This window comes from Polynucleobacter sp. UK-FUSCHL-C3, assembly GCF_040409815.1.
Classification (GTDB): domain Bacteria; phylum Pseudomonadota; class Gammaproteobacteria; order Burkholderiales; family Burkholderiaceae; genus Polynucleobacter.
Genome location: NZ_CP099959.1, coordinates 1,862,628 through 1,886,500 on the forward strand (window position 1 = coordinate 1,862,628; position 23,873 = coordinate 1,886,500).

At 44.5% G+C, this 23,873-nt stretch carries 30 protein-coding genes, 1 tRNA gene and 1 pseudogene; 11 read left to right on the forward strand and 21 right to left on the reverse strand.

Annotated features, from left to right (window positions below):
• Positions 1 to 5: 5 nt before the first annotated feature.
• The 7 genes from dksA to gatC form a co-directional block, all read right to left on the reverse strand.
• The gene (gene dksA, locus NKE59_RS09450) at positions 6 to 383 is read right to left on the reverse strand and encodes an RNA polymerase-binding protein DksA (protein ID WP_353439956.1); all 378 of its coding nucleotides are present in this window, start codon (positions 381 to 383) and stop codon (positions 6 to 8) included.
• A gap of 299 nt (positions 384 to 682) precedes the next feature.
• Positions 683 to 1,720 (reverse strand): GTP-binding protein, encoded by a 1,038-nt coding sequence (locus NKE59_RS09455; protein WP_353438757.1) that lies wholly within the window; start codon positions 1,718 to 1,720, stop codon positions 683 to 685.
• 99 nt (positions 1,721 to 1,819) lie between these two features.
• Positions 1,820 to 2,788 (reverse strand): tyrosine recombinase XerC, encoded by a 969-nt coding sequence (locus NKE59_RS09460; protein WP_353438758.1) that lies wholly within the window; start codon positions 2,786 to 2,788, stop codon positions 1,820 to 1,822.
• Between the two features lie 10 nt (positions 2,789 to 2,798).
• Positions 2,799 to 3,440 carry a DUF484 family protein gene (locus tag NKE59_RS09465; RefSeq protein ID WP_353438759.1) on the reverse strand — a complete coding sequence of 214 codons (642 nt, stop codon included), beginning with the start codon at positions 3,438 to 3,440 and terminating at the stop codon, positions 2,799 to 2,801.
• 10 nt (positions 3,441 to 3,450) lie between these two features.
• Positions 3,451 to 4,923: an Asp-tRNA(Asn)/Glu-tRNA(Gln) amidotransferase subunit GatB gene (gene gatB, locus NKE59_RS09470; RefSeq protein ID WP_353438760.1), complete on the reverse strand. Its 1,473-nt coding sequence runs from the start codon at positions 4,921 to 4,923 to the stop codon at positions 3,451 to 3,453.
• Entirely contained in the window at positions 4,920 to 6,434 is a 1,515-nt protein-coding gene (gene gatA / locus NKE59_RS09475) for an Asp-tRNA(Asn)/Glu-tRNA(Gln) amidotransferase subunit GatA (RefSeq protein WP_353438761.1), read from the reverse strand. The genes gatB and gatA overlap by 4 nt, the downstream gene beginning before the upstream one ends.
• Positions 6,431 to 6,724, reverse strand: a complete 294-nt coding sequence (gatC, locus tag NKE59_RS09480; protein ID WP_353438763.1) for an Asp-tRNA(Asn)/Glu-tRNA(Gln) amidotransferase subunit GatC — start codon at positions 6,722 to 6,724, stop codon at positions 6,431 to 6,433. The genes gatA and gatC overlap by 4 nt, the downstream gene beginning before the upstream one ends.
• A 62-nt stretch (positions 6,725 to 6,786) precedes the next feature.
• Here gatC and NKE59_RS09485 point away from each other — a divergent pair, with 62 nt between their 5' ends.
• From NKE59_RS09485 to rodA, 5 genes are read left to right on the forward strand one after another with little or no spacing between them, the layout of a single operon-like run.
• On the forward strand, positions 6,787 to 7,830 hold the full coding sequence (locus tag NKE59_RS09485) for a rod shape-determining protein (RefSeq protein ID WP_353438764.1): 1,044 nt from the start codon (positions 6,787 to 6,789) through the stop codon (positions 7,828 to 7,830).
• 23 nt (positions 7,831 to 7,853) lie between these two features.
• Positions 7,854 to 8,777, forward strand: coding sequence for a rod shape-determining protein MreC (gene mreC / locus NKE59_RS09490; RefSeq protein ID WP_353438765.1), 924 nt, complete (start codon positions 7,854 to 7,856; stop codon positions 8,775 to 8,777).
• Positions 8,774 to 9,298 carry a rod shape-determining protein MreD gene (gene mreD / locus NKE59_RS09495; protein ID WP_353438766.1) on the forward strand — a complete coding sequence of 175 codons (525 nt, stop codon included), beginning with the start codon at positions 8,774 to 8,776 and terminating at the stop codon, positions 9,296 to 9,298. The genes mreC and mreD overlap by 4 nt, the downstream gene beginning before the upstream one ends.
• A gap of 6 nt (positions 9,299 to 9,304) precedes the next feature.
• Positions 9,305 to 11,215, forward strand: a complete 1,911-nt coding sequence (gene mrdA / locus NKE59_RS09500) for a penicillin-binding protein 2 (RefSeq protein WP_353438767.1) — start codon at positions 9,305 to 9,307, stop codon at positions 11,213 to 11,215.
• Positions 11,176 to 12,348 (forward strand): rod shape-determining protein RodA, encoded by a 1,173-nt coding sequence (gene rodA, locus NKE59_RS09505; RefSeq protein ID WP_353438768.1) that lies wholly within the window; start codon positions 11,176 to 11,178, stop codon positions 12,346 to 12,348. Before mrdA ends, rodA begins: the two co-directional genes overlap by 40 nt.
• 58 nt (positions 12,349 to 12,406) lie before the next feature.
• On the opposite strand, the gene NKE59_RS09510 is transcribed toward rodA, so the two are convergent.
• Both NKE59_RS09510 and NKE59_RS09515 read right to left on the reverse strand, forming a co-directional pair.
• On the reverse strand, positions 12,407 to 12,691 hold the full coding sequence (locus tag NKE59_RS09510) for an HU family DNA-binding protein (RefSeq protein ID WP_353438769.1): 285 nt from the start codon (positions 12,689 to 12,691) through the stop codon (positions 12,407 to 12,409).
• 128 nt (positions 12,692 to 12,819) lie between these two features.
• Positions 12,820 to 13,182: a hypothetical protein gene (locus NKE59_RS09515; protein ID WP_353438771.1), complete on the reverse strand. Its 363-nt coding sequence runs from the start codon at positions 13,180 to 13,182 to the stop codon at positions 12,820 to 12,822.
• 69 nt (positions 13,183 to 13,251) lie between these two features.
• Between NKE59_RS09515 and NKE59_RS09520 the strand changes: the two genes are divergently transcribed.
• Both NKE59_RS09520 and NKE59_RS09525 read left to right on the forward strand, forming a co-directional pair.
• Complete coding sequence (locus NKE59_RS09520) at positions 13,252 to 13,644, forward strand: c-type cytochrome (RefSeq protein ID WP_353438772.1); 393 nt, start codon at positions 13,252 to 13,254, stop codon at positions 13,642 to 13,644.
• A gap of 7 nt (positions 13,645 to 13,651) precedes the next feature.
• Positions 13,652 to 14,380 carry a pseudouridine synthase gene (locus NKE59_RS09525; protein WP_353438774.1) on the forward strand — a complete coding sequence of 243 codons (729 nt, stop codon included), beginning with the start codon at positions 13,652 to 13,654 and terminating at the stop codon, positions 14,378 to 14,380.
• Here NKE59_RS09525 and NKE59_RS09530 read toward each other — a convergent pair.
• The 4 genes from NKE59_RS09530 to NKE59_RS09545 all read right to left on the reverse strand — a co-directional run bounded on the left by NKE59_RS09530 (position 14,377) and on the right by NKE59_RS09545 (position 16,887).
• Positions 14,377 to 14,670, reverse strand: a complete 294-nt coding sequence (locus NKE59_RS09530; protein ID WP_353438775.1) for a DUF1330 domain-containing protein — start codon at positions 14,668 to 14,670, stop codon at positions 14,377 to 14,379. The genes NKE59_RS09525 and NKE59_RS09530 overlap by 4 nt on opposite strands.
• Positions 14,671 to 14,691: 21 nt before the next feature.
• Positions 14,692 to 15,348: a carbonate dehydratase gene (can, locus tag NKE59_RS09535; RefSeq protein ID WP_353438777.1), complete on the reverse strand. Its 657-nt coding sequence runs from the start codon at positions 15,346 to 15,348 to the stop codon at positions 14,692 to 14,694.
• Between the two features lie 180 nt (positions 15,349 to 15,528).
• Entirely contained in the window at positions 15,529 to 15,711 is a 183-nt protein-coding gene (locus NKE59_RS09540) for a hypothetical protein (protein ID WP_353438778.1), read from the reverse strand.
• A gap of 192 nt (positions 15,712 to 15,903) precedes the next feature.
• Positions 15,904 to 16,887, reverse strand: a complete 984-nt coding sequence (locus NKE59_RS09545) for an NAD-dependent epimerase/dehydratase family protein (protein ID WP_353438779.1) — start codon at positions 16,885 to 16,887, stop codon at positions 15,904 to 15,906.
• A gap of 52 nt (positions 16,888 to 16,939) precedes the next feature.
• Here NKE59_RS09545 and NKE59_RS09550 point away from each other — a divergent pair, with 52 nt between their 5' ends.
• Positions 16,940 to 17,260 (forward strand): multidrug efflux SMR transporter, encoded by a 321-nt coding sequence (locus NKE59_RS09550; RefSeq protein ID WP_353438780.1) that lies wholly within the window; start codon positions 16,940 to 16,942, stop codon positions 17,258 to 17,260.
• Positions 17,261 to 17,373: 113 nt separating this feature from the next.
• On the opposite strand, the pseudogene NKE59_RS09555 reads toward NKE59_RS09550, so the two are convergent.
• The 3 genes and pseudogenes from NKE59_RS09555 to NKE59_RS09565 form a co-directional block, all read right to left on the reverse strand.
• Positions 17,374 to 18,110, reverse strand: a pseudogene (locus NKE59_RS09555) (fumarylacetoacetate hydrolase family protein).
• Between the two features lie 347 nt (positions 18,111 to 18,457).
• Positions 18,458 to 18,667 carry a BrnA antitoxin family protein gene (locus NKE59_RS09560; RefSeq protein WP_353438781.1) on the reverse strand — a complete coding sequence of 70 codons (210 nt, stop codon included), beginning with the start codon at positions 18,665 to 18,667 and terminating at the stop codon, positions 18,458 to 18,460.
• 5 nt (positions 18,668 to 18,672) lie between these two features.
• Entirely contained in the window at positions 18,673 to 18,957 is a 285-nt protein-coding gene (locus tag NKE59_RS09565; RefSeq protein ID WP_353438783.1) for a BrnT family toxin, read from the reverse strand.
• Positions 18,958 to 19,356: 399 nt separating this feature from the next.
• On the opposite strand from NKE59_RS09565, the gene NKE59_RS09570 reads away from it, so the two are divergent.
• Complete coding sequence (locus NKE59_RS09570) at positions 19,357 to 20,202, forward strand: hypothetical protein (protein ID WP_353438785.1); 846 nt, start codon at positions 19,357 to 19,359, stop codon at positions 20,200 to 20,202.
• 360 nt (positions 20,203 to 20,562) lie between these two features.
• On the opposite strand, the gene NKE59_RS09575 is transcribed toward NKE59_RS09570, so the two are convergent.
• Positions 20,563 to 21,321 (reverse strand): hypothetical protein, encoded by a 759-nt coding sequence (locus tag NKE59_RS09575; RefSeq protein ID WP_353438786.1) that lies wholly within the window; start codon positions 21,319 to 21,321, stop codon positions 20,563 to 20,565.
• A gap of 153 nt (positions 21,322 to 21,474) precedes the next feature.
• Here NKE59_RS09575 and NKE59_RS09580 point away from each other — a divergent pair, with 153 nt between their 5' ends.
• Both NKE59_RS09580 and NKE59_RS09585 read left to right on the forward strand, forming a co-directional pair.
• Positions 21,475 to 21,651, forward strand: coding sequence for a hypothetical protein (locus NKE59_RS09580; RefSeq protein ID WP_353438787.1), 177 nt, complete (start codon positions 21,475 to 21,477; stop codon positions 21,649 to 21,651).
• Positions 21,648 to 22,034, forward strand: a complete 387-nt coding sequence (locus tag NKE59_RS09585) for an HPF/RaiA family ribosome-associated protein (RefSeq protein WP_353438788.1) — start codon at positions 21,648 to 21,650, stop codon at positions 22,032 to 22,034. Before NKE59_RS09580 ends, NKE59_RS09585 begins: the two co-directional genes overlap by 4 nt.
• Here NKE59_RS09585 and NKE59_RS09590 read toward each other — a convergent pair.
• The 4 genes from NKE59_RS09590 to NKE59_RS09605 form a co-directional block, all read right to left on the reverse strand.
• The gene (locus NKE59_RS09590) at positions 22,023 to 22,244 is read right to left on the reverse strand and encodes a hypothetical protein (protein WP_353438790.1); all 222 of its coding nucleotides are present in this window, start codon (positions 22,242 to 22,244) and stop codon (positions 22,023 to 22,025) included. The genes NKE59_RS09585 and NKE59_RS09590 overlap by 12 nt on opposite strands.
• 302 nt (positions 22,245 to 22,546) lie before the next feature.
• On the reverse strand, positions 22,547 to 23,044 hold the full coding sequence (locus NKE59_RS09595; RefSeq protein ID WP_353438792.1) for a hypothetical protein: 498 nt from the start codon (positions 23,042 to 23,044) through the stop codon (positions 22,547 to 22,549).
• An 80-nt stretch (positions 23,045 to 23,124) separates the two neighbouring features.
• A tRNA-Phe gene (locus NKE59_RS09600) sits at positions 23,125 to 23,200 on the reverse strand.
• A gap of 21 nt (positions 23,201 to 23,221) precedes the next feature.
• Entirely contained in the window at positions 23,222 to 23,872 is a 651-nt protein-coding gene (locus tag NKE59_RS09605; RefSeq protein WP_353438793.1) for a response regulator, read from the reverse strand.
• Between the last annotated feature and the right edge of the window lies 1 nt (position 23,873).

Below are 23,873 nucleotides of genomic sequence, written 5' to 3' on the forward strand. Positions count from 1 at the left end.
AAACCCTATTCACCAAACAATTTCTGCCGTAATTCACGACGCTCTTGAGCCTCTAGGGACAAGTTGGCGGTTGGCCGCGCAATTAAACGGGACACGCCTATTGGCTCACCAGTCTCCTCACACCAGCCGTAGTCGCCCGACTCAATGCGAGCCAAGGCCTGTTCAACCTTTTTAAGCAATTTACGCTCACGATCTCGAGTACGGAGTTCTAATGCATGCTCTTCTTCAATCGTGGCACGGTCGGCGGGATCGGGAACCAAAATGTTTTCACGCAAGTGCTCGGTTGTCTCACTTGCGTGCTTCAGAATATCTTCTTTGAGGGTCTGCAATTTGGTACGAAAGAACTCTAATTGCGCTGCGCCCATATAGTCTTTATCGGACATCTTGAGCAACTCGGCTTCTGTTAATGGCGCACCCTTGGCGGACGAAGCAGAGGCTTTCTTGCTGGTCTCAGCAGTTTTTGCCTTTGTGCCGGCTTCTTTAGTGGTCATCTTGTTCCCCAATCCGAAATAATTTAATACTGCATTTAGTACTTCTTCAAAAATGCTGCCCATTAAGGGTAACTACTAAACCCCTAATTACATCATTAAGCGAGCATTATTACTCTTTCTATAAAAGTTTCAATGTCTATTTGTTTTAATGCCGTGGCGGCGGATTGTACAGCACCCGAGCCACATGAGGATTACTTGACCAGGCAGCCTTCCAGGCCCCCTAGTAAGGTGTCTTTGGGTAAATCGATGCCAATAAAAACCATTCGGCTTTGTTTGGGCTCCCCAGCGCCCCAAGGGCCTGCCAGGTCGCTGCCCATCATTTCGTGCACACCTTGCAAAATAACCTTCCGGGCCGACCCCTTCACATATAAAACGCCCTTGTAGCGCAGCAACTTCTCCGCAAATACTGAGATAACCCCCCCCAAAAAATCCTCTAATTTACGATGATCAAAGGGCTTATCGCTCTTGAACACAAAGGACTGTATTCGGTCGGCATGGCCATGATGGTCATGGTGATTGTGGTGCTCGTGATCATGATGGTCATGTCCACACTCACTGTGATCGTGATCATGCTCCCCTAAAAAATGGGGGTCAATATCCAACTTAGCATTGAGATTGAAGCCTTTTAAATCAAATACTGCGTCCAAGGGAGCAACGCCGCGCGTAATCATCTCAATTGGCGCCCGCGGGTTCATATGCATCAAACGAATTTTAAGGCTAGTAATTTCCTCTTTGCTGGCAAGATCTGGCTTAGTAATAAAGATACGATCGGCAAAGCCTACTTGGCGCTGCACCTCCTCATGTTCGGTCAGTTGCTGTTGGCTATACTTGGCATCCACCAAGGTCACCACGGCATCCAAGACATAACGATTTGCAATATCGTCATCGATAAAGAAGGTTTGCGCTACAGGGCCTGGATTTGCGACTCCGGTGGTTTCAATAACAACCCGATCGAAGTTAATCTTTTTGCTCTTACGCTCTTCCCACAACTGATTAAGTGCCTCCACCAAATCCCCACGAATAGAACAACATACACAACCATTGCTCATTTGCACAATTTGTTCTTGCGCACTTTGAACCAAGATGTCGTTATCGATGTTCTCTTCGCCAAACTCATTTTCGATAACAGCAATCTTTTTGCCGTGCTGCTCGGTCAAGATATGCTTAAGTAAAGTGGTCTTGCCGCTTCCTAAAAAGCCGGTCAAGATAGTTACAGGGATCAGGGCCATTTAATTTATTCTCTGGGGTGATGGTTATGCACAGTTAGTGGGGTCTATCTTACCGATACTTTCAGAAAATGCATTTGGCCCTGTATCTGCTTGCTCATCTTACTTTCCTGAGCTTTTTGCTCTAGCGCGCGGATGTGCGCTGTCATAGGCTTTTGCGAGATGCTGAAAGTCAAGGGACGTATAAATTTGAGTGCTTGCAATACTTGCGTGACCTAGCATCTCTTGAACAGCACGTAAATCATGAGAGGACTGCAAAACATGGCTGGCGAAGCTGTGGCGCATCATGTGTGGATGAACATGGGTTGGAAGTCCTGCGCGGATTGCAAGTCTTCGCAAGCGTGCTTGAACAGTTCGTGCTGACAGACGTGTACCCTGTATCGAGATGAACAGGGCCAATTCCTTAGTGTTTGCTAAATACTGGGCTCGCATCTCCCGCCAACTCTGTAAAGATCGCATCGCTGGCTTTCCAACCGGAATCGTTCTGCGCTTATTGCCCTTACCGAGCACCGATACCTCCGCAGCATCCCAATCCAGCCAACCTGCAGAAGATCGGCTCGGCTCAACATCAATTCCTAAAAGTTCAGACAAGCGCAATCCCGAGGAATATAACAACTCGATCGTAGCGTAGTCTCGATACGACTCCCAATCCTTTTTTTCTTTAGCTTCCTTAGCAGCATGCTCTACTAAAGCAATGGCCTGCTCCACCGATAAGGCTTTAGGTAATAGCTTGTTACGCTTGGGCGCCTTCACATCCGAGACAGGATTGACGCTCAAGCTGGAATGAGATTTCTGGGCTTCGCCTTCCAAAGCGAGCCAAGCATAAAAACCACGCCACGCAGATAGTGTGCGCGCAATCGTTCGAGGTGATCTTCCCTTGGCATGTAAGGATGCAGCCCAGCGCCGAATTAAGGCATTGCTTACCTTGCTCAGGGTAAGCCCTTCCGCCCTTGCATTTTCTTGAAGCACCAACAAGTCTGTTCGATAGGCTTTAAGGGTATGGGGCGACAGTTGTCGCAAGACGTGCAACGCTCGCAAATATGCTTCTATTTCAGGAAAAGAATCGCTCACGTCGGCGTGTTTACCAGGCGACTCGTCTTAAAGCTGCGGCCGCCAAGCCAGCAATTTGTTTTAAATAGAAGGCACCCATGTCTTTGGTAAAACGTTCTGGGTCTGAGCTAGCCAATACCAAAGCTGCGCACTGGTCATTGCCCAGAGGTAATGCCAATATGGCAATGCTTTGCCAATCTGCATCATTATGTTTAGACTGCGCTATTTTTTCTTTAAAGGTGGCAGGGCAATCTGCATAGATTTGGCAAAACGGCTGATCCAATAAGGCCTGGAAACTTTCATCGACTTGCAATAGACAACAAACCTCAACCTCAAAGATGCTTGATAGACCTAACTCAATTGCTACGGCAACTGCCGCAGCCTCTTGAGCCTCGATTAATTGCTGTAGCCAAGCAACCATCGCTTGCTGAGTTTTGTCATTGCGACCGCCAAAACGTAACATCTCGTTTAAGCGCTGGTTCAGGGCCTGATTTTGTGAACGCAATAAATGCATTTGGCGTTCCTGCAAAGAGATAGCACGGTCGCTATGCGGATCCTTTAGACGAACGTCCTGCAACACTTCAGCGTGTCTCTCAAAAAATCCTGGGCAGGCCAACAGCCATTGGGCTACCAACGCTTCTTGTTCTTCTTGGCTCAGTTCTTGATTACTCATTACCCATTCCCTATGAACTTTGTAATTTCTGGCGCAGTAATTCATTTAATTGCTGCGGGTTGGCCTTGCCTTGTGAGACTTTCATAACCTGTCCCACCAAAGCATTAAATGCTTTTTCTTTGCCTGCACGAAACTCCTCTACTGATTTTGTATTAGCCTGCAAGACTGAATCAATCAATGCTTCTAATGCAGCACTATCGGTGATTTGCTTTAAGCCCCGACTCTCAATAATTTGATCAACATCTGACACCTCTTTACCATTAAGCGCTTCTTCCCACATTAATGCAAAGATATCTTTAGCAATTTTGGCAGAAATCGTACCGTCCATTAGGCGTCTTAGTAAATGGCTAAGATGCTTGGCATTCAGCGGCGCATCGATCGCTTGTAAATTAGATCGATTGAGAGCCGAGGCCAGCTCACCAGTGATGAAATTAGAAATTAACTTTGCTTGCGCAGCGCCCAATAATCCAATTAGTTCCGTAAATAAATCAGCGCTTGCCCGATCTTGACTTAAAACCTGTGCGTCATAAGCACTCAGTCCAAAATTAGTCTGCCATTGCTCGCGCAATGTGGCTGGCAATGGGGGCATACTTGAGCGCACTTCCTCAATCCACTCTTGGGAGATGATTAAGGGCAACAGATCTGGGTCTGGGAAGTACCGATAATCGTGTGCGTCTTCTTTGCTCCGCATACTGCGAGTCTCTTGTCGATCAGGATCATATAAACGAGTCTCTTGTACGACCGTGCCGCCATCTTCAATCAATTCGATTTGACGACGCACCTCATAATTAATCGCTTCTTCTAGAAAACGAAAGGAGTTTAGGTTCTTAATTTCACAACGTGTACCAAACTCCTTTTGTCCAAAGGGGCGTACAGAAACGTTAGCATCGCATCGAAAGGATCCCTCTTGCATGTTGCCATCACAAACTCCAAGCCATACCACCAAGCTATGCAAAGCCTTGGCATAGGCTACTGCCTCGGCAGCGCTGCGCATTACGGGTTCGGTCACAATCTCAAGAAGGGGCGTACCTGCTCTATTTAAATCAATCCCACTAGCTGGTTCGCCATTGGGTCCAGTAAAGTTCTCATGAACTGATTTACCAGCATCTTCTTCCAGATGTGCGCGTGTGAGATGAACCACTTTTACCTCTTGGCCAAGCATAATTTCCAATTGGCCACCGATCACTACCGGTATCTCATATTGGCTAATTTGATAGCCTTTTGGTAAATCCGGATAGAAATAGTTCTTACGCGCAAAAATACTCGCTGGTGCGATAGTAGCGCCAATCGCCAAACCAAAACGAATAGCATGTGCCACCGCCTGATAATTTAGAACTGGCAACACACCAGGCAGGGCTAAATCAACTGGGCAAGCTTGTGAATTGGGTAAGGCACCAAACTGAGTAGATGCTCCACTAAAAATCTTAGAGTGCGTCAATAGTTGAGTATGTGTTTCGAGTCCAATGACCACTTCCCATTTCATGAAACCACCTCCGAAGGGGTTCGCAAATGCCAATCGCTAGCCAATTGGTATTGGTGCGCAACTTGTAATAGTCGCGCTTCAGAAAAATAGTTACCGATCAATTGCATCCCAATCGGCATACCCTCCTTTGAAAACCCGCAAGGGACACTCATCGCAGGCAAACCCGCAAGATTTGTGGAAAGTGTATAGATATCCTCTAAATACATCTGCAAGGGATCCTTTGACTTCTCGCCAAAGCCCCAAGCTACATCCGGTGCCACCGGCCCTAAGATCACATCGCATTGATTAAACGCCACCTGAAAATCCGCAGCAATGATGCGCCGTATTTTTTGAGCTTGTAAATAGTACGCATCGTAATACCCATGTGAGAGAACATAGCTGCCAACCAAAATGCGGCGCTTAACCTCATCGCCAAAACCTTCACTGCGTGAGCGTTGGTACATTTGTACTAAATCAGAATATTCTTTTGCCCGATGACCATAGCGTACCCCGTCATACCGACTTAGATTACTCGACGCCTCGGCGGGTGCAAGCACGTAATAAACCGGAATGGATAATTTTGTTTTGGGCAAGCTAACCTCGCACACACTTGCGCCCAGAGTATGGAGTGCCTCTTTTGCTAACAGTAGAGCTTTGGCAACCTCGGGAGATAAACCATCGGCATAAAACTCTTTAGGCAAACCAACCCGTAATCCTGCCAAGGGCTTGCTTTGATCTTTGTCAGACCAAGTGGCGTTTAAACAGCGTGAATAGTCTTCGCCACTATCTGATAAAGACGTTGAGTCACGCGAATCATGAAAAGACATTGCGCTTAATAACAAGGCGCAGTCCTCAGCTGTCTTTCCGATAGGGCCCGCCTGATCCAATGAGGACGCATAGGCAATCATGCCGTAGCGCGAGACCCGCCCATATGTTGGCTTAATTCCTGTCAGTCCACAGAAAGCAGCAGGCTGACGTATCGAGCCGCCTGTATCTGTTCCTGTTGCAATGGGAGCCAAGCCTGCCGCTACCGCTACGGCGGAGCCTCCCGATGATCCGCCCGACACATGTTTCGAGTTCCATGGATTAAGCGCTGGCCCATATGCCGAGTTCTCATTAGAAGAGCCCATCGCAAACTCATCCATATTGGTCTTTCCAAGACAAACCATCCCAGCAGCTTGGGGGTGGCGTTCACACGGCATGCCAAGGGCCTCGACTATAGCTGCATCAAAAGGGCTGATATAGCCTCTGAGAATTTTTGAGGCTGCAGTTGTGGCCCAGCCTTTACTAACAAAGACATCTTTATGGGCGATTGGGATTCCAGTAAGGGGGCCGGCCTTGCCTTGGGTACGCAAGGTATCGGCCTTCCTTGCCTGGGCCAAAGTTAACTCTGGCTGGATATCCAAATAAGCGTTCAAATCCTTCCTGAGCTCCATCCGATTCAGGTAGTAATTGCTCAGCTCTAAACTTGAAATATCCTTATTAATCAATGATTTGGATAATTGGGCGAGGGTCTTTTGATGCCAGCTCATTCAATCACCCTGGGCACTAAAAAATAGCCTCTATCTTGCGCTGGGGCATTGGCCATATTACTCTCACGCACATCCATTTCGGTAACTGCATCAGGACGTAAAGGCTGGGCTAAATCCTGGATGAACAAAATTGGGTGTGGCAGGGGGTCTACTGCGCTTGTATCGACCGCCTGCATCTCCTCTACCAAGGCAAAAATGGCTTTCAACTGAGGCAAAACCGCCTCGGCCTCTGAAGGGCTTAATTCAAGGCGGGATAGCTTCGCTATACGGTGAACTTCATTTATATCCATGGGGTGCTAGAGTATCATTTCATCTTCGTTCAAATTAATAATTCTATTTTCCCACTTACATTATGTTTGGTCTCTTTCGTAGCTATTTTTCCAATGACCTAGCCATTGACCTAGGTACTGCAAACACCCTTATTTATATGCGTGATCGGGGAATTGTCCTTGATGAGCCCTCCGTTGTAGCAATCCGCCAAGAAGGTGGGCCCAATAACAAAAAAACAATTTTGGCAGTAGGGCGCGAGGCAAAAAGTATGCTGGGTCGAGTACCCGGAAATATCGAAGCCATTCGTCCAATGAAAGATGGCGTAATTGCTGACTTCACCATCACCGAGCAAATGCTCAAGCAATTTATCAAGATGGTTCACGAGAGCAAACTCTTTAGACCCAGCCCCCGAATTATCATTTGCGTTCCATGTGGCTCAACCCAAGTTGAGCGTCGCGCTATTCGCGAGTCGGCATTGGGTGCCGGCGCTTCACAAGTATTTTTAATTGAAGAGCCCATGGCCGCCGCTATTGGTGCGGGTCTTCCAGTTTCTGAAGCCGCTGGTTCGATGGTGGTTGATATCGGCGGTGGCACAACTGAAGTGGGTGTGATGTCTTTAGGTGGCGTTGTTTACAAAGGGTCTGTTCGTGTCGGCGGTGATAAGTTTGATGAGGCGATTACCAATTACATTCGCCGTAACTACGGCATGCTCATTGGCGAACAAACTGCCGAGGCGGTTAAAAAAGCGATTGGTTCTGCATTTCCTGGAGCCGAGATTCGTGAATTGGAAATCAAGGGACGAAATATTTCAGAAGGTATTCCACGCAGCTTTACGGTAACGAGCAATGAAATCCTCGAGGCCCTAACTGACCCACTGAATCAAATTGTGACAGCAGTCAAAGCAGCTCTGGAGCAAACCCCTCCAGAGCTGGCATCGGACATTGCAGAACGAGGTTTAATGCTTACTGGTGGTGGCGCCTTGTTAAGGGATCTTGATCGCCTGCTCATGGAAGAAACTGGTTTGCCCATTCACGTTGCAGAGGATCCTCTAACCTGTGTCGCACGGGGTTGTGGCATTGCCCTTGAGCGTATGGATAAGCTTGGTGGAGTGTTTTCCCAAGAGTAGGCGGCTAATAGCCGAGCAGGGTCGTGCAAAATAGTACCCCCCCACTTTTTAAACAGGGCATACCTGCACTTGCCAAGTTAGTTGCTTGTTTAGTAATTGGGTTGGCTCTCATGGTCATTGATTTTCAAGTCAAGTCCTTAGGCTTTATTCGCAATCAAGTAAGTTATGTTTTGCGTCCTCTTGAAAACTTAATGCTTCTTCCCTCTGATTTGTTTTCTTTCGGTGACGACTATTTCACAACTCGCTCTGCGCTTGAGAAAGAAAATCTTTCTCTGAAAACTCGCCAAACCGAACTGTCTCTTCTAGCCAATCAAGCAGCGCTCCTTAGTGTTGAAAATCAAAATCTCAGAAATCTCTTAGATCTTCAGAAAAATACTAATTTCACTACGGTACCTGTTGAGATTCTTTTTAATCCACCCAATCCAATTTCTCAACGAGTCGTCATTAATCGTGGCAGTAACCATGGCCTAAATCTTGGCTCCCCCATCGCAAACGATGCTGGTATTTTGGGACAAGTTGTTCGCCTTTTTGATAATTCCGCTGAAGTATCTTTATTAGAAGATTGGGATTTTGCTGTGCCAGTTTTAGTTGCGCGCAATGGTTTGCGTGCAGCAGTTGTTGGGGCTGGGCGCGGTAACTTATTACAACTCCGCTACCTTCCTGTAGCCAGCGACCTAGAAGTGGGCGATATTCTATTAACCTCTGGGGTAGATGGAATATACCCACCAGGATTTGCAGTCGCTGTGATTACCAAAATTGAACGCAATGCTGAGCAAAATGCATCCAATGTATTTTGTAGTCCGATCGCAGAGGTTAATCGCCATCTGCAGGCTTTGGCGCTTATTTACAATCCGCAATGGGACGCAAAGCCTGCGATTGGTTCCGGGGGCCCCGCTACTGCACCAGCACCCGGTAGGCGCCAAACTAGACCAAAAGGTCAGCCATGATTGATTATCAAAGCGGCTATATTCTGAGGTCGGTTAAGCCATCATTTATCTATCTCAGCCTATTCCTCGCACTACTTCTCAATTTTTTACCATTTGGAAACCATGCCTGGGTTCCAGATTTACTAATTATTTGTATTGTGTTTTGGAATGTTCATCAACATCGCTATGTTGGCATAGTGACTGCTTTTTTATTTGGTCTGGTAATGGACATTCATAGCGGCTCCCTTCTGGGCGTCCATGCATTTAGCTATTCTTTAGTTTCTTATTTGGCGATTGCGTGGCATAACCGAATTACCGCTCTAACTTCGTTCTCGCAAATTCTTAACGTATTTCCCATCTTTTTATTAGTTTCTCTGTTTCCTGTTTTAGTTAATTGGGCGCTTAGTGAACAAATTCACTGGTGGGGCCTAACAGCTATTGTGCAAGCAATGATTGAGGCAATGCTATGGCCACTAGCAACGAATGTGTTGCTTTTCCCACAGCGTCGGCCCATTGATGTTGACCCTAATCGACCGCTATAGATTTTTATGCCCTCGCTTAAAAAGCCAGATTTATATTCTTTTCATGAGCGAGTGCGCATTGCCATCCTATTCGTCACAATCTGTTTTGGCCTATTAATTTTTCGTCTCTTTTGGCTACAGGTCGTTAGTCACAACAAATACTCTACGCTAGCAGAAAGCAATCGCATCGCCATTGTTCCAGTCCCTGCCAATCGAGGACTATTGATTGATCGCAACGGCATTGTTATTGGGCGCAATTACTCTGCATTGACTTTAGAGGTGGATGCATCACAAATTAAAGGTAATCCAGATGCCCTCATCGATCAACTGGGCGAGATTATCCAAATCGGCCCGCGCGATCGCCGAAATTTTAAGAGGGCGCTTGAGGACTCACGCAATATGGGTACCTTTCCTTTGCGCTCGATGTTGACCGAAAACGAAATGGCACGTTTCTTAGCAAATCGCTATCGCTTTCCTGGTGTGGATGTTAGTGCCCGCAATTTTCGTGAATACCCCTATAACGAATTAGCCTCACATCTCATAGGTTACATAGGCCGAGTGTCTGTTAAAGATAAAGAGCGGATGCAAACCGAACTTGAGAACACCAAGGGCAGCGATGACCCCTATGCACTGCAAAGTGCCTTCTTGCCAGGGATTCAATATGTTGGCAAGATTGGTATTGAACAAACCTATGAAAGGGTTTTGCGGGGCGTTCCTGGTTACGATGAGGTTGAGATTACGGCCGGCGGCAAACCGGTGCGGACCCTGTCTAGTAAGCCTTCTATCCCAGGGAAAAATGTCATCCTCTCGATTGATATCAAATTACAAGCCTTGGTTGAAGAGCTCTATGGAAAACGGCGAGGTGCATTTGTAGCGATCGAGCCAGAAACGGGTGACGTATTGGCATTTGTGTCAAAGCCCAATTTCAATCCTAATGATTTTGTAGAAGGCATTGATGCAACGACCTGGAAAGAGTTAAACGAGTCTAAGGAAAAACCGCTGTATAACCGCCCCCTCAAAGGCATCTATCCACCAGCATCCACCTATAAGCCTTTTATGGCTTTAGCAGCTCTTGAACTTAATAAGCGAGCGCCCGAAGACTCCATTTCTGATCCCGGATTCTTTACATTTGGCAATCACACCTTTCGGGATGATAAGGTTGGCGGCCATGGCATGGTCAATATGGAAAAGTCCATCGTGGAATCTTGTGATACGTACTATTACCTCTTGGCACGTGATATGGGCGTCAACATGATGCATGACTTTATGAAGCCGCTTGGTTTTGGTCAAATCACTGGGATTGATTTAGATGGCGAGGTCCGCGGAGTTTTGCCATCGACCGATTGGAAAAAGGCTGCCTTCAAAAAACCAGATCAACAAAAATGGTTTGACGGTGAAACGATTTCTCTGGGAATTGGACAAGGCTATAACGCATTCACAATTTTGCAGTTAGCCCATGGGCTTGCAAATGTGCTCAACTATGGCGTGGTCATGAAACCCCATATTGCCAAAGCCATTGAGGATCCCTTCACTCGCCAAAAAGAATTGACTACTCCTAAAGAAAGTTATCGCATCGACCTGAAACCAGAAAACGTTGAGATCATTAAAAAGGCAATGGTCGAGGTTAACAAATCGGGTACATCGGCTTCTTCATTCCGAAATGCTCCTTTTGTTGCAGGCGGCAAGACCGGCACGGCGCAAGTTTTTAGCTTAAATTCCAAAACATATAACCACGCCACCACGCCTGAGTTTTTAAGAGATCATGCTTTATTTGTGGCCTACGCACCAAACGACAAGCCAAAAATTGCGATTGCCATGATTGTTGAGAACTCTGGTTTTGGAGCACAACATGCCGCGCCCATTGCGCGCAAAGCTCTGGATTACTATATTGACGGCAAATGGCCAAAGGAGATCCCCGAGTGGAAAAGAGTGCCCTAGCCAAAGTAAAGTCTATTATTTTTTATGCCTTTCGGGGCTTTGATCCTCAACTTGGCTTTATTTTTCTTGGCCTAGCTGGAATTAGCTTTATTGTATTTTTATCAGCCGGGCAAGGGACGCCTGTTGCGATTGTTGATCAAATCCGTAATTTGTTCATTGCTTTTGTCATTATGTGTATCGTCTCGCAAATTCCTCCAAAGTGGTTAGAGATGGCGGCAGTTTGGGTCTATGGCATCGGCATTGCCCTGCTAATTGCTGTGGCCATCTTTGGCCTTATCAAAAAGGGAGCTCGTCGATGGATAAATTTGGGCATTACGATTCAACCATCCGAAATTATGAAAATAGCTGTGCCATTAATGTTAGCTTGGTATTTTCAAAAACGTGAGGGTATTCGCTCTACCCTTGACTATCTTGTTGCTGGACTCATTCTAGCCTTACCAGTTTTTTTAATTGCCCGCCAGCCTGATTTAGGAACAGCCCTTTTAGTTCTTGCTGCTGGGCTTTATGTGATTATCTTAGCCGGTTTGCCATGGCGCTGGATTGTGCCTATTATTGCAGCGGGCGGCATCGCCATTCTTATGCTTATTGTTTTTAGTAGCAGCATTTGCGCACCTGATGTCAGCTGGCCCCTTATTCGAGAGTATCAAAAAAATCGGGTCTGTACTCTATTAGATCCCTCTAATGATCCCTTGGGCCGTGGATTTCATACGATTCAAGCAATGATTGCGGTTGGCTCTGGAGGATTTTTTGGTAAAGGCTGGCGCGAAGGAACGCAATCACACCTCGAATTTATTCCCGAGAAACATACTGATTTTGTCTTTGCGGTTTTTGCAGAAGAGTTTGGGTTTTTGGGTAACCTTGTTTTAATTCTGCTCTTTTTTGCCTTGATCAAGCGCGGTCTTACCATTTCGATGGGGGCTCCAACCCTCTTTACACGTTTGCTTGGCGGCGCTATTAGCCTCATCTTTTTTACCTACGCCTTTGTCAACATCGGCATGGTGACCGGCCTGCTGCCAGTTGTTGGAGTGCCTCTACCGCTTCTCAGCTATGGCGGCACAGCCCTTGTAACACTTGGCTTTGGGGCAGGCATCCTCATGAGCATTCATCGCCATCGACGCTTGGTGCAAAGTTAGCGAACTGTTCAGGTAAGAAAAAACCCAGCCGCAGCTGGGTTTGTATAAAAGCAGCGAATTACTTCTTGCGCTTATTCACAGAGTCTTTAAATGCCTTACCAGCAGAAAACTTCACGGTCTTTGAGGCGGCGATTTTAAGTGGCTCGCCAGTTTTTGGATTGCGGCCCATCCGTGCAGCGCGCTTTCCTGAGGCAAATGTTCCAAACCCGATTAATTGAACAGAATCACCCTTGGTTACTGCCTTAATGATGTGCTCGATAGCAGAGTTCAATGCATACTCAGCTTTGGCTTTAGAAATTTCGGCATCGTCAGCAATCGCTGCGATTAGTTCTGCTTTATTCAAGTGAAGCTCCTTGTTGATTGTTCATTGTTTGGCGCATTCTTTTAGCGCCAATGCAATTGTAAACACAAAATATTACAAATATAAATATTCTTGATAAAAAAATTGGAGCCTAAGTTTTTATCTTAAGGCTATTCTAAAACCAATAAATCTTTAACAAAATATGGAGTTTCTCCAAAACAGCTGCTTGGTAAACCAACATGTTGTTCATACTGCAGGGCAACTTTTCGCCCCATATTAGCGTTTATTTTGTTAGCGACCGCATCTTCGCGCACCGAAAAGAAGAATTTCTCTGACATGGTGCCGGGCATTGAGACCATTGCGAGCTCTCCTTCCCAGGTTTTACAAAGCCAACCGCGCTTTGAAAACTTCTGTACATAGCCGGCTCGCTCGCCCTCCGCATAGCTCCAATTCAGCATGAAATAGGTATATCCGGAGACAAAAACTACGCCAATAAGACTTAAAATAAGAACGGAACGAATAAAACGATTCATAGAGACTCAATTTTGGTTGTTTTATTCATCTTACTGGATTAAATATTTACCGGAGCAAGGTGACCGTGAATGAAAAAAATTAAATTGATTGTTTTATCTGTTTTTTTATCCTCGATTTATTTTTCGTCCAACAGCTGGGCAAGCCCTGCAGAAAATACCTATAAAACTGTTTGTGCGGTATGTCATTCTGCTGGGGTTGCAGGTGCTCCCAGTCTTGGTGATAAGGCTAAATGGGCTCCCCTCATTAAGGAAGGACAAGTGCAGCTAACCGCTCATGGGTATGTGGGCGTGCGTGGAATGCCTGCAAAAGGCGGCAAACCTGATCTAAGCGTAGTAGATTTTGCCGCCTCCCTTGTTTATATGGTGAATCAATCTGGTGGTAATTGGCAAAATCCTAATGACCTTACTTTAAAAAAGATTGAGGCTGAGATTATTCGTCGTCAAGCACAGCTGCGTAAATGAGTGCATAGTGGAAAAAATCAGGGTCTCTAAACTACTGTCTGAGCTCGGTCTTTGTTCGCGCAGAGAGGCTGATTCTTATATTGAGCAGGGCTTGGTGACCGTAGATGGTGAGCCTATACATGAGCTTGGTACTAGAGCCTATCGACATCAAACCATAGCACTTCGAGCAGGGGCTAAACGTCAACAAGAGCAACGTCTCACCCTTTTGTTAAATAAGCCTGTTGGCTATATCTCACATTTAGATGATGAACAGCAATATAAACCTGCGGCATCTTTAATTACCCCCGAGAACCAATTTGCAGCCGCACCCGATCAAACACAGCGACTTCATTTTCGTGGGCTAGCCCCTGCCGGGCGTCTTGATATTGATTCATCTGGATTGCTGGTACTAACTCAGGATGGTCGCATTGCTAAATTATTAATTGGGGAAGATAGTCCGATTGAGAAAGAATATTTAGTGCGGGTTTCTGGTCAACTCTCTGATGCAGGCCTGCGCTCATTACAACATGGTCTATCACTTGATGGCAAAGCGCTTAAGCCTGCGAAAGTAAGTTGGCAAAACGAGGATCAATTGCGCTTTGTATTGCGCGAAGGGCGAAAACGGCAAATCCGGAGGATGTGTGAATTAGTTAATCTTGAGGTCATTGGACTAAAGAGAATCCGCATTGGTCAGCTTGCGCTTGGTTCCCTCCCTGTAGGGCAGTGGCGTGTGCTTGATAAAAATGAACGCTTTTAGGTCTTCACTGCAAATAAAGTAAGCTCCATAGCGCGCTCCCGAACTGGCAGCAATGCTGAGTATTCTGGACTTTCTGACCAACGTTTAGCATCGTCCATATTCGGAAATGAGAGCTCGACAAAGGTATCAAAAGAATTTGTATTTAATTGATTCCAAAATGGTTCTGCGCACTCGCCTCGACGGACTACCGATCCACCATATAGCGCAATGCTTATGCCAACTTGGCTTCGATAGAGTTCGAAGTCCTCTAAAGAAAGTGTTTTAAAGATTCCGATGACTGTAATACTCATATAGCCCTACTTGTTTGGTGCTTACTTCGATAATAACCGCAGATAGCGCTGGTTTAGCTCATTGGAATCGGTGACGGTTGTGTCTAGATCCATCAGGACCCCATCACACAAGCTATAAATACATCCATGGATTGAGATCCCCTGCCCCTTTGACCAAGCATCTTGCACGATATTGGTTTGGCCAATGTTAACTACTTGCTCAAGCACATTGAGTTCGCATAATCGATCTAGTCGTTTATGTTGATCATGAATATTACTAAGCTCACGATTATGTTTGTCATGAACATCTTTAATGTGGCGTATCCAATTGTCAGCAATCCCAATCCGAACATTATTCATTGCAGCCTCAATGCCGGAACAGCCATAATGCCCAACCACAATAATATGTTTTACTTTTAATCGATCGATCGCAAACTGAATCACTGATAAGGCATTGAAGTCGGTATGCACCACCATATTGGCAATATTTCGATGGACAAATACTTCACCAGGCTTTAATCCAACGATTTGGTTTGCTGGCACGCGGGAGTCTGAGCAACCGATCCATAGATACTCTGGGTTTTGTTGATCCACTAAGCGTGAAAAGTAGTCAGGATCATCGTCGGTGACCTTCTTAATCCATGAACGATTTTGTTCAAATAGCCGCTCAAGATCTAGTTTTTTATTATTAGCAGGCATATGATTTCCGAGTCATACTACTTTGAATTCTTCCTAATATACAAGATTTGTTTTCTTGCTTTCTTTGCTCCAATGCATCGCATTATTATGTGGGTGTTTATTGATCTGGTCTCTTGTTTCGAATTGGCTTAAAAATAAAAAACCACCCGAAGGTGGTTTTAAGTGGGCTAAGCAATCAGACTAAGCAGCAGCTTTGCTTCCTGATCCCAAGAACTCTACAATCTTTTTAGCCGTCTCCATATACCGTGCATTCATTTTGCGATATTGATTTAGCTCGGTCATTATTGGATTTTCTGCCGACTCAAAGGATGCGTCTTCATATCCAGGGTGGTAAGGTGCCTCTTGAACTAATTTGCTATTCATGAATCCTCCATAGGTTAAATAATTTGATAGGTTCAATGTAGCATAGTGATTTGAAAATTAAATCTATATAAATCAATTAGTTATATAAATAATGTGGCCCATCTGCTTGTTTTCATTGCATGTGATTTCATTTTTCAGCAAGTTGTTTCATATTACGAAATTACTCACTTTCTTCTCCTTCGCCGCCCCGCTTTAGTCTTGGTCCTCTTGAGAGGTGGCAATGGCCGCCATACCCTCTTCGATCGAATAGGGTGCTCGATACGAAAGAATGCGTTTTGCCTTCTCTATGGAGAGTGTCAGGGGATAGCCCGTCGCTCGAACCGCCTCACGAACTAACGGCGGATCACTCTTCAGTGGTAAATAATTCCAACCATTCTCGGTAAATCGTGCAAATGGCCAGGCCAGTGCCCTGGGAATTGAGAATGTTGGCACGCGGTAATGACCAACGCGCAAACGCTGAGTCATCCAGTCACGAAAACGCAGGGTCTCGTTGTCAGCTATAAAAAATGCTTCTGCCTTTACCGAGCTTTGCACGGCCAAAGAAATTGCTTCGCATAAATTACCGATATAACAGCTTGAATACAAATACTCTCCTTGATTAAACCAACCGAACTTTCCATGATTAGCAGCAGGCCCAATCTGTCGATCGATTAGGTCTCCTTTTCCCCATACAAATGCTGGGCGAAGCACTACTGTTGCTAGTTGTGTTGTGTTGGCACCCAGCACCGCCTCCTCTGCTTGCGCTTTGGACTGCGCATAGGGCATCTCATTGCGATTACACAATGGTAGACTTTCTTCTGCATCGTATAGTGGGCGTCGTTCATTTAGAACTACACTCGCCGTACTCATATGAATAAAACGTTTTATTCCTGCCACTTGTGATGCTGCAATTAATTTCTTGGTGAGTTCGACATTCACTCCTTGAAATGTTGCTCGTGGACCCCACAAGCGCACATACGCCGCACAATGAATCACTGCCTCATGGCCCTTTAGTGCTGCATGTAGATCGATTTCATCGCATAAATTACCTCTAACTGTCTCAATCCCCAGCGCCTGCAATCGTTTCTCTTCCTGAACTGAACGAACGGCGGCGCTAAGCCCATGCCCTTCAGCGTGTAAGCGCTCTAATACCTTACTGCCAATAAAGCCTTCTGCCCCAGTTAAAAATATTTTCATCTTTGCTATGCTAGCCTACTTAAGCATTTTTATATTCTGATTGAGTTTTTTAATGAGCATCTACTGGATTGCACTCTTGCTAGCTGGCCTTTGTGAGATTGGCTGGCCACTGGGTCTCAAACTATCCGATCTGCCTAATATGAAAGCCTGGGGGCTTCTGTTGGCTATTGTTAGCATGGCCCTCAGCGGATTATTGCTGTGGTACTCGCTCAAAGAGATACCAATTGGTACGGCTTATGCAGTATGGACTTCGATTGGCGCAGTTGGCACCTTTACGATTGGCGTTCTGGTTTTTGGAGACCCCAATATTGCAATACGCTGGGTTGGCGGAGCCCTAATCGTGCTGGGCGTCGCCTTGTTAAAGCTTGGTTAGAGACGCTACTATGTAATTCCCAGCAAATTAAGACATGCTAGCCGTTACTTTACTAATATGTTTCCCGAGAAGGTGTGCTTAGCATTGCCTTAGCCAATTAATGGAATAAAGGGCTAAACGATTTTAATTACCAGATCCGGAAAGCCGTCTAACTTGCACCGGAGGATATCGCCTCGCACAACCGGTCCAACGTTCTCTGGCGTTCCTGAGTAAATAATATCGCCCGGGAATAGCTCATTGGCCTCTGATAATTTTGCAATTTGTTCTGCGACTGACCAAATCATCTGATTAAGGTTAGCCTTTTGCTTGATATCACCATTCACGGATAGAGAAATGTTGGCGCTTTTCTGATGGCCAATTTTTCCTACTGAAAAAAGGGGGCCGATCGGCGCTGAATGATCAAAAGATTTACCAATTTCCCACGGCTTTTTCTGATCACCCATAAAGCGCTGTAGGTCACGACGCGTCATGTCCAATCCCAATGCATAGCCAAATACGTGATCCAGGGCTTTTTCTGACGAAATATTTTACCGCCTGTTTTTATAGCAGCCACCAACTCTACTTCGTAATGATAGTTTTTCGTCAAAGTAGGGTAGGGGTGTTCCACAATTTTATTTGGTGCTACATACTGAATTGCATCACTTGGCTTCTGGAAGAAAAAAGGCGGCTCCCGGGTTGGGTCAGAGCCCATCTCAATAGCATGTGTCGCATAATTTCGTCCGATGCAATAAATCCGTCTAACCGGAAATTGCTGAGCGCTATCAGCAATCGGAATATAAGTTTGGCTCACCGCGAAGGGCGTTTTGGGGGTTGCGGCCTCTGCTGTTGTTGCGGATGTAAATGTTGCAATAGATGCAGCGCCCAAGCCAAGTCTAAGAGCATTACGACGGCCTGAATGCGCAATACCTTTTTTTTGTTATCATTTTTTTCCTTCAGAAAATATGCTCTTAAAATACATGATCAAAGAGATAGTAGATTAATCATTGCAATGCATGTCAAGACAATCATTTAATTGGTTAATTTATATACAAGTTTAGGCATGGGTTACAAAAAGAGCTTTAACTACATTCAATATACACAAATACCTATAGCCTTTCTGTTTAATCAAATAAAAAACCACCCGAAGGTGGTTTATAGAATCTTGGTGGCCTAGGGCGGTATTAGAGAGAGCCAAGGATGTTCGATCCGATCTCCAGACTACTTCCAACCAAGATTTAGTTTCTTATGAGTGGCCGCACAATCTCTCAAATAGAGGTTGATTAGGCTTTGATAAGGAATGCCCACCTCTTGGGATACAGCCTTGAAGTAGCTCACTGAGTCCTCATCTAATCTAATGGTAATAGGCTTCTTGAGCATAGAAGCATATGGATTTTTACGAGCTTTTGAGAAATCATATTCTTTGCGCATATTCATCACCTTTTATAAGTTTTTGTCTCTTTGACGGTTGCCTTACGAGCCGAAATAACCCGAATGACATTACCCTCACTTCGATAACAATGACAAACCAAAATTACACGAAGAGAATGGCTTACCCCGAGCAAAATAAATCTGTCTTCATCTTCCGAATGATCAGGATCAGAAATTAACTTGGCGCTTTCATCATAAAACACGGATTTCGCCTCTTCAAACGAAATGCCGTGTTTTTTCAAATTGGCCGAAGCTTTTTTGGGCTCCCATTCAAATCGCAGTGAACTCATATGTACATTGTATGTATATTAATTGAAAGAAGCAAGCCTGCCAGACCAAAAGAAAATGCCCCGCATGAGCAGGGCATTATTTGAATTTGGTGGCCCGGGGCGGAATCGAACCACCGACAAAAGGATTTTCAATCCGTTCAGCTATAACGATTTTGCTTTTCAAGCATCTGGTTCTCCCACCATGTAAAATTTGCTCACAAAATCAACTTGTTCTTTGTATGGGGTTGATTTGGAAGAAGCATTTGACCGACACGAGGCGTGCGATAGTTAATGTGTCGGTCATGAAGCTTGACTAGCGCAGGGATGGAACATCCTTGGAGTCCTCGCCACCACTACATGAAATTTATTTTAAATTACACGTAAAATATATTAATACCTATTTTAATAAATATGATTGCCATGAAATTTCATCTCATGCATTGCGTACCACACCCAAGAATGCATGGGCTCTATGGTTATAGAGAAGTAATTCAATCAATTGAGTGGGGTCTTAAAGAGTTGGGGCAATCCGTTACCTATGCCCTTAATAATTTTGACCCAGAATCGATTAATATTATTTTTGGCGCCCAAGTACTGCCGATTGGGGTTTTAGAAAAATTGCCCGGAAATACGATTATTTATAACTTAGAACAGATACGTGGCTCGTCTAAAGACCAAATTCGTCCTGAGGTTCATTTTTATTCCAATAAGTTCCAAGTATGGGAGTACAGCCCATCCAACCTTCTGGCCTGGGAATTGATGGGCGCAAAAAATGTTCAAGTGGTACCTGTGGCTTATGCGCCAACACTTACAAGAATACCGAAACCGCATACACAAGATATAGATGTATTGATTTATGGATTAACTGGTAAAAAAAGATTAGAGATATTTCACCAACTTTCAAACGCAGGCATCAGCACAATATTTGCAAGTGGTTTTTATGGCGAGGCTAGAGATCAGTTGATTGCCAGATCAAAAGTTGTATTAAATATTAATTTATATGATTTTACTCGAATCTTTGAAATTGTTAGAGTGTCGTATTTACTCGCAAATAAAAAAGCTGTGATTGCAACCATTGATCCAAATACCTATATAGAGCCTGAGTTTTTGGAGGCGGCTAAATTTATATCTCCAGATAAGGTTGTTGAAATATGTATTCACTTTTTAGAATCTGATATGGAAAGGAATGTATTGGAGCAAAAGGGTTTTAATACTTTTGCCCAGCGTGACATAAGGGTTATATTAAAAGCCGCATTGGGTATCTAGCCCATGCGGACAGTTATAGCAAGCAATAAAAATAGCCCAACAAGTGGGCTATTAAGAATCTTGGTGGCCCGGGGCGGAATCGAACCAGGGCCTTAGGATGCCTGACTCTATTCCTAGACTGTCGTTTTAAACGACATGGCATGAAGGGATAACAAAACCCCTACTTCTGCGGCAATAATTACCGGTTTAAGTAGCCTGTATTGCCAGGACAAAACAGCACAGTATTAAAAATAGCCATAAAGAATCGGTATTTGACATAAGCACCCCTTTAAAAGATTTACTTACTTATAGCTATGCATAAACTATGCCACATTAATTGGCACAGATGAAACCCGCATAAACACAAATGTTTTTTAAAGGTTATTTCCGTAAGGGTTGCCCAATCAGTTTTTTCTTCTTAAACGTTGCTTCAGTAATCGGCATATGGGTAACAACACAACACACGTCATCCAAGTGTTTGTAGGCAGATACCTTGACCTCAAACCATCTTTTATCTCCATTGCTGTGACAAGGATATTTTGAAGTAAACGTTTTCGAATGTTCCGCAATAACTGCACGAATAAAACTGGCCACTTTATTCGCTTCTTCAGAGCCCAGTCCCATTGCTTTCTCACAAACAGCAAGATAATTGACGCCCTCGCATCCTAGGCTTCCTCCCTTTAACTTTGGATATAGCATGGCAGCAGATCGCCATGCACTATTAACCAAAATAATGATGCCCTCTGTATTTAATACAGCCGTCAGAGGCGATACAAAGTTCAAAGCAGCTTGTGCCAAACCTTCTATTTTTCGTCGTTCATAGGCCTCTACTTTTGCCATATTTTTCTGACTATCAATCGCTACAGGAATACTCGCTTTTTCAGTGATAGTCGTAGAGTAAATAAACGCCGCGTCTAAGTTAAGCCAGCCGATTAAAGCCTTCAGTCTTGCTGTCTCTGGCATGGATTGGCCATTGATCCATTTTCTCGCCGATTCACGGCTAATTGGATTTGACTGAAAATTACGAAGATTAAATTCAATCGCTAATTTACTGGCCGTAGGTATTTCCCCAAACCGATTGATCAGTCCAGCTCTAAAAGCTAAATGGAAACGCTCGATCACGAATTGGTTGATAGTCAAATCCCCCTAGAGTGCTCTCTTGTCCATCTAACATCATGTACCTTTTACACCCATAAGTCAGATTTATTACATTTGCCAACTTGAACTTGGCAAGTGACACGCTATTCGGCTTATCTTATTCAGAATAATCATTGATAAAACAAGAGGATCTAGATGGCCGAACTGACATATGTTGATGCTGTACAAAAACTAGAGGCAGGTGACTCATTCACCCTACAAGATATGAAGAACTTATCTTATGCAGATCTGGATAAGCTATTTGAAGAACTTAAGTATTGGAAGGTCTACGGCAATATCAACACAAAAATTAATGCAATAAAGCGAGGGTGAGGGTCATACAAGAAAATAAAACTTACCTTGCTATCGATTTTAAGGTCCCAGTGCGGCTTGATGGTTCGCCTGATAAAGCGAGGAATCTTTCGTCTATAGGCATTAAGTATGAGGGTAATTCTTTTGCTAAATTACCTATAGTCAAAGCCTATATCGATAACCGCTTACAAAAAATTCGTAATCAATTCGATGAATCTACTATGGCTACTGTTTTTTTATTCATCGATATTACAGTTGAAAAAGCCCTAAGAAATACTGTTGAGATTACTATTCACCTTAAAGATAAGCAGCTTTACTCTGAGGATGAGGGCGAAGATCTTTATTCCACCATCAACTCTGTAATTGAAAAAATATGGAAAATACTTAGCCACCTACCAAATTAATTTAAATGAGCCGCTTGGTTGATAGTTGATGGACTTTTCGTAGTCCTTAAGACTTAGTTTTGGCTTAAGCTTAGCTACTAATAGGGTGTTTGCCTCATTCCAGCCTGTAATTAATTTTTCCATGGCTTTGGCTCTATTAGCAAGTCTTCGGTTTTTGATCGTGAGCTCTGCTATATGCTGTTCTTTAGATTCATATCTTTTATCCATCATCAGACTCCCAGCGCTTTGTAGAAGTTCAGTCTATTCCTCTTATAGTCAAAATAATTCTTTTTCAGGCGGAAATATAGAAACTAGTATTAAAAAGCAACACTTAAGTGATTGAGGGATGACAAATTTCCTGTCACAAAACTGTCCTTTTAAAGTACGTTTCTTGATGGGGATATCCGAGACTAATGGCGCTGAACCCAGCCAAACCCAAAAGAAAATGCCCCGCAGAAGCAGGGCATTATTTGAGTTTGGTGGCCTGGGGCGGAATCGACCGGGGCTGAGGACGATTGATCCTAATTGTCCTTTTACCCACCTTCTTGTTTAGTACTTACTAAATTGAGTTTAATTTGAGCATCGCTACCTTTTTTACTAAAAATTGCTGCGCCAAACGGTATAAACATATTAAGGACTGAATTTCCAACATCCGTTACCACATCAAAAGTATAAATTTTTCCTAACTCAAAATCATATTTCTCTGTAAAAGTTCCTGTATCAGTATGAGTGTTTAGGGTAATTTCATGTTTACCTGGAGTAATTTGGAAAGAGCATATATCAGAGGCAATCTGAGACTTACACACAGGATTTTGATCAACTAAGATCGTCGTGCCCCCGAGGGCGATTGAATTAGCAAACGCAGAAAATTCTATGTTTACCCTAACCAACTTTGAAGGATTGACTGAGCTTTCAACAGAGCTGTTCGTTTCTAATGGGGAGGAAGTAGTATTTTGTTGAGCCCATGCTAATGGCATAAACCCAAAAGCCAATGTTGATATAAGTGCCCAATATGTCTTTTTTATTGTCATAAATATTTCCTTGACTAATCGCTTTATGATATCGAGCCAATAATAATGGAAAAACCACCCGAAGGTGGTTTATAGAATCTTGGTGGCCCGGGGCGGAATCGAACCACCGACACAAGGATTTTCAATCCTCTGCTCTACCGACTGAGCTACCAGGCCAAGACTTGCGATTATAGAGCATCACTCGCCTTTGTATTTACTGACGTCTATCCCAAGGGCCTTTAGCTTACGATAGAGGTGGGTCCTCTCTAGCCCGGTGAACTCTGAGATTTTTTTCATGCTGCCGCCGGTTACTAGCATTTGGAATTCAAAATAGGCTTTCTCAAAGAGGTCGCGCGACTCCCTTAGGGGTAAATCAAAGTAGCTCTTTGCAATGCCGCCAATATACTCATCCGAATTACTGCCTTTTGGTAACTCGAGTGAATTTGTTTCTGCTATTGGAGTCTCGCTATCTGGCTTTTTAAGTGAGCCTCTCTCTAGAGCTTTGCTAACGGTCTTTAAGAGCTTTTGTAAAGCAATTGGTTTCTCTAAGAAATTAAGGGCTCCAATTCGGGTTGCCTCAACCGCTGTGTCGATTGTTGCGTGGCCTGACATCATCACAACGGGCATCGTTAATAAATTATCGCGGGCCCATTCCTTTAAAAGCGTAATTCCGTCGGTATCGGGCATCCAGATATCCAGGAGGACAAGATCGGGCTCCATTTGCTCGCGCACTGCCCGGGCCTGCATGGCGCTCTCGGCGGGATAAACCGTATGCCCCTCCTCGGTCAAGATCTCATGGAGTAACTCTCGGATTCCCATCTCGTCATCCACCACCAAAATACTAGCCATG

What these genes read in the sequence shown, in the direction of transcription:
- NKE59_RS09570 (WP_353438785.1), top strand. Translation starts at nt 19,357, where the DNA reads ATGAAATTTCATCTCATGCATTGCGTACCACACCCAAGAATGCATGGG.
- NKE59_RS09565 (WP_353438783.1), bottom strand. Translation starts at nt 18,957, where the DNA reads ATGAGTTCACTGCGATTTGAATGGGAGCCCAAAAAAGCTTCGGCCAAT.
- NKE59_RS09465 (WP_353438759.1), bottom strand. Translation starts at nt 3,440, where the DNA reads ATGAGTAATCAAGAACTGAGCCAAGAAGAACAAGAAGCGTTGGTAGCC.
- gatA (WP_353438761.1), bottom strand. Translation starts at nt 6,434, where the DNA reads ATGAGCTGGCATCAAAAGACCCTCGCCCAATTATCCAAATCATTGATT.
- NKE59_RS09550 (WP_353438780.1), top strand. Translation starts at nt 16,940, where the DNA reads ATGAGCATCTACTGGATTGCACTCTTGCTAGCTGGCCTTTGTGAGATT.
- gatB (WP_353438760.1), bottom strand. Translation starts at nt 4,923, where the DNA reads ATGAAATGGGAAGTGGTCATTGGACTCGAAACACATACTCAACTATTG.
- NKE59_RS09595 (WP_353438792.1), bottom strand. Translation starts at nt 23,044, where the DNA reads ATGACAATAAAAAAGACATATTGGGCACTTATATCAACATTGGCTTTT.
- mreD (WP_353438766.1), top strand. Translation starts at nt 8,774, where the DNA reads ATGATTGATTATCAAAGCGGCTATATTCTGAGGTCGGTTAAGCCATCA.
- NKE59_RS09530 (WP_353438775.1), bottom strand. Translation starts at nt 14,670, where the DNA reads ATGAGTATTACAGTCATCGGAATCTTTAAAACACTTTCTTTAGAGGAC.
- NKE59_RS09605 (WP_353438793.1), bottom strand. Translation starts at nt 23,872, where the DNA reads ATGGCTAGTATTTTGGTGGTGGATGACGAGATGGGAATCCGAGAGTTA.
- NKE59_RS09485 (WP_353438764.1), top strand. Translation starts at nt 6,787, where the DNA reads ATGTTTGGTCTCTTTCGTAGCTATTTTTCCAATGACCTAGCCATTGAC.
- NKE59_RS09515 (WP_353438771.1), bottom strand. Translation starts at nt 13,182, where the DNA reads ATGAATCGTTTTATTCGTTCCGTTCTTATTTTAAGTCTTATTGGCGTA.
- mrdA (WP_353438767.1), top strand. Translation starts at nt 9,305, where the DNA reads ATGCCCTCGCTTAAAAAGCCAGATTTATATTCTTTTCATGAGCGAGTG.
- dksA (WP_353439956.1), bottom strand. Translation starts at nt 383, where the DNA reads ATGTCCGATAAAGACTATATGGGCGCAGCGCAATTAGAGTTCTTTCGT.
- NKE59_RS09580 (WP_353438787.1), top strand. Translation starts at nt 21,475, where the DNA reads ATGGCCGAACTGACATATGTTGATGCTGTACAAAAACTAGAGGCAGGT.
- rodA (WP_353438768.1), top strand. Translation starts at nt 11,176, where the DNA reads ATGGCCAAAGGAGATCCCCGAGTGGAAAAGAGTGCCCTAGCCAAAGTA.
- NKE59_RS09455 (WP_353438757.1), bottom strand. Translation starts at nt 1,720, where the DNA reads ATGGCCCTGATCCCTGTAACTATCTTGACCGGCTTTTTAGGAAGCGGC.
- NKE59_RS09545 (WP_353438779.1), bottom strand. Translation starts at nt 16,887, where the DNA reads ATGAAAATATTTTTAACTGGGGCAGAAGGCTTTATTGGCAGTAAGGTA.
- NKE59_RS09540 (WP_353438778.1), bottom strand. Translation starts at nt 15,711, where the DNA reads ATGAATAGCAAATTAGTTCAAGAGGCACCTTACCACCCTGGATATGAA.
- gatC (WP_353438763.1), bottom strand. Translation starts at nt 6,724, where the DNA reads ATGGATATAAATGAAGTTCACCGTATAGCGAAGCTATCCCGCCTTGAA.
- NKE59_RS09560 (WP_353438781.1), bottom strand. Translation starts at nt 18,667, where the DNA reads ATGCGCAAAGAATATGATTTCTCAAAAGCTCGTAAAAATCCATATGCT.
- can (WP_353438777.1), bottom strand. Translation starts at nt 15,348, where the DNA reads ATGCCTGCTAATAATAAAAAACTAGATCTTGAGCGGCTATTTGAACAA.
- NKE59_RS09520 (WP_353438772.1), top strand. Translation starts at nt 13,252, where the DNA reads ATGAAAAAAATTAAATTGATTGTTTTATCTGTTTTTTTATCCTCGATT.
- NKE59_RS09590 (WP_353438790.1), bottom strand. Translation starts at nt 22,244, where the DNA reads ATGATGGATAAAAGATATGAATCTAAAGAACAGCATATAGCAGAGCTC.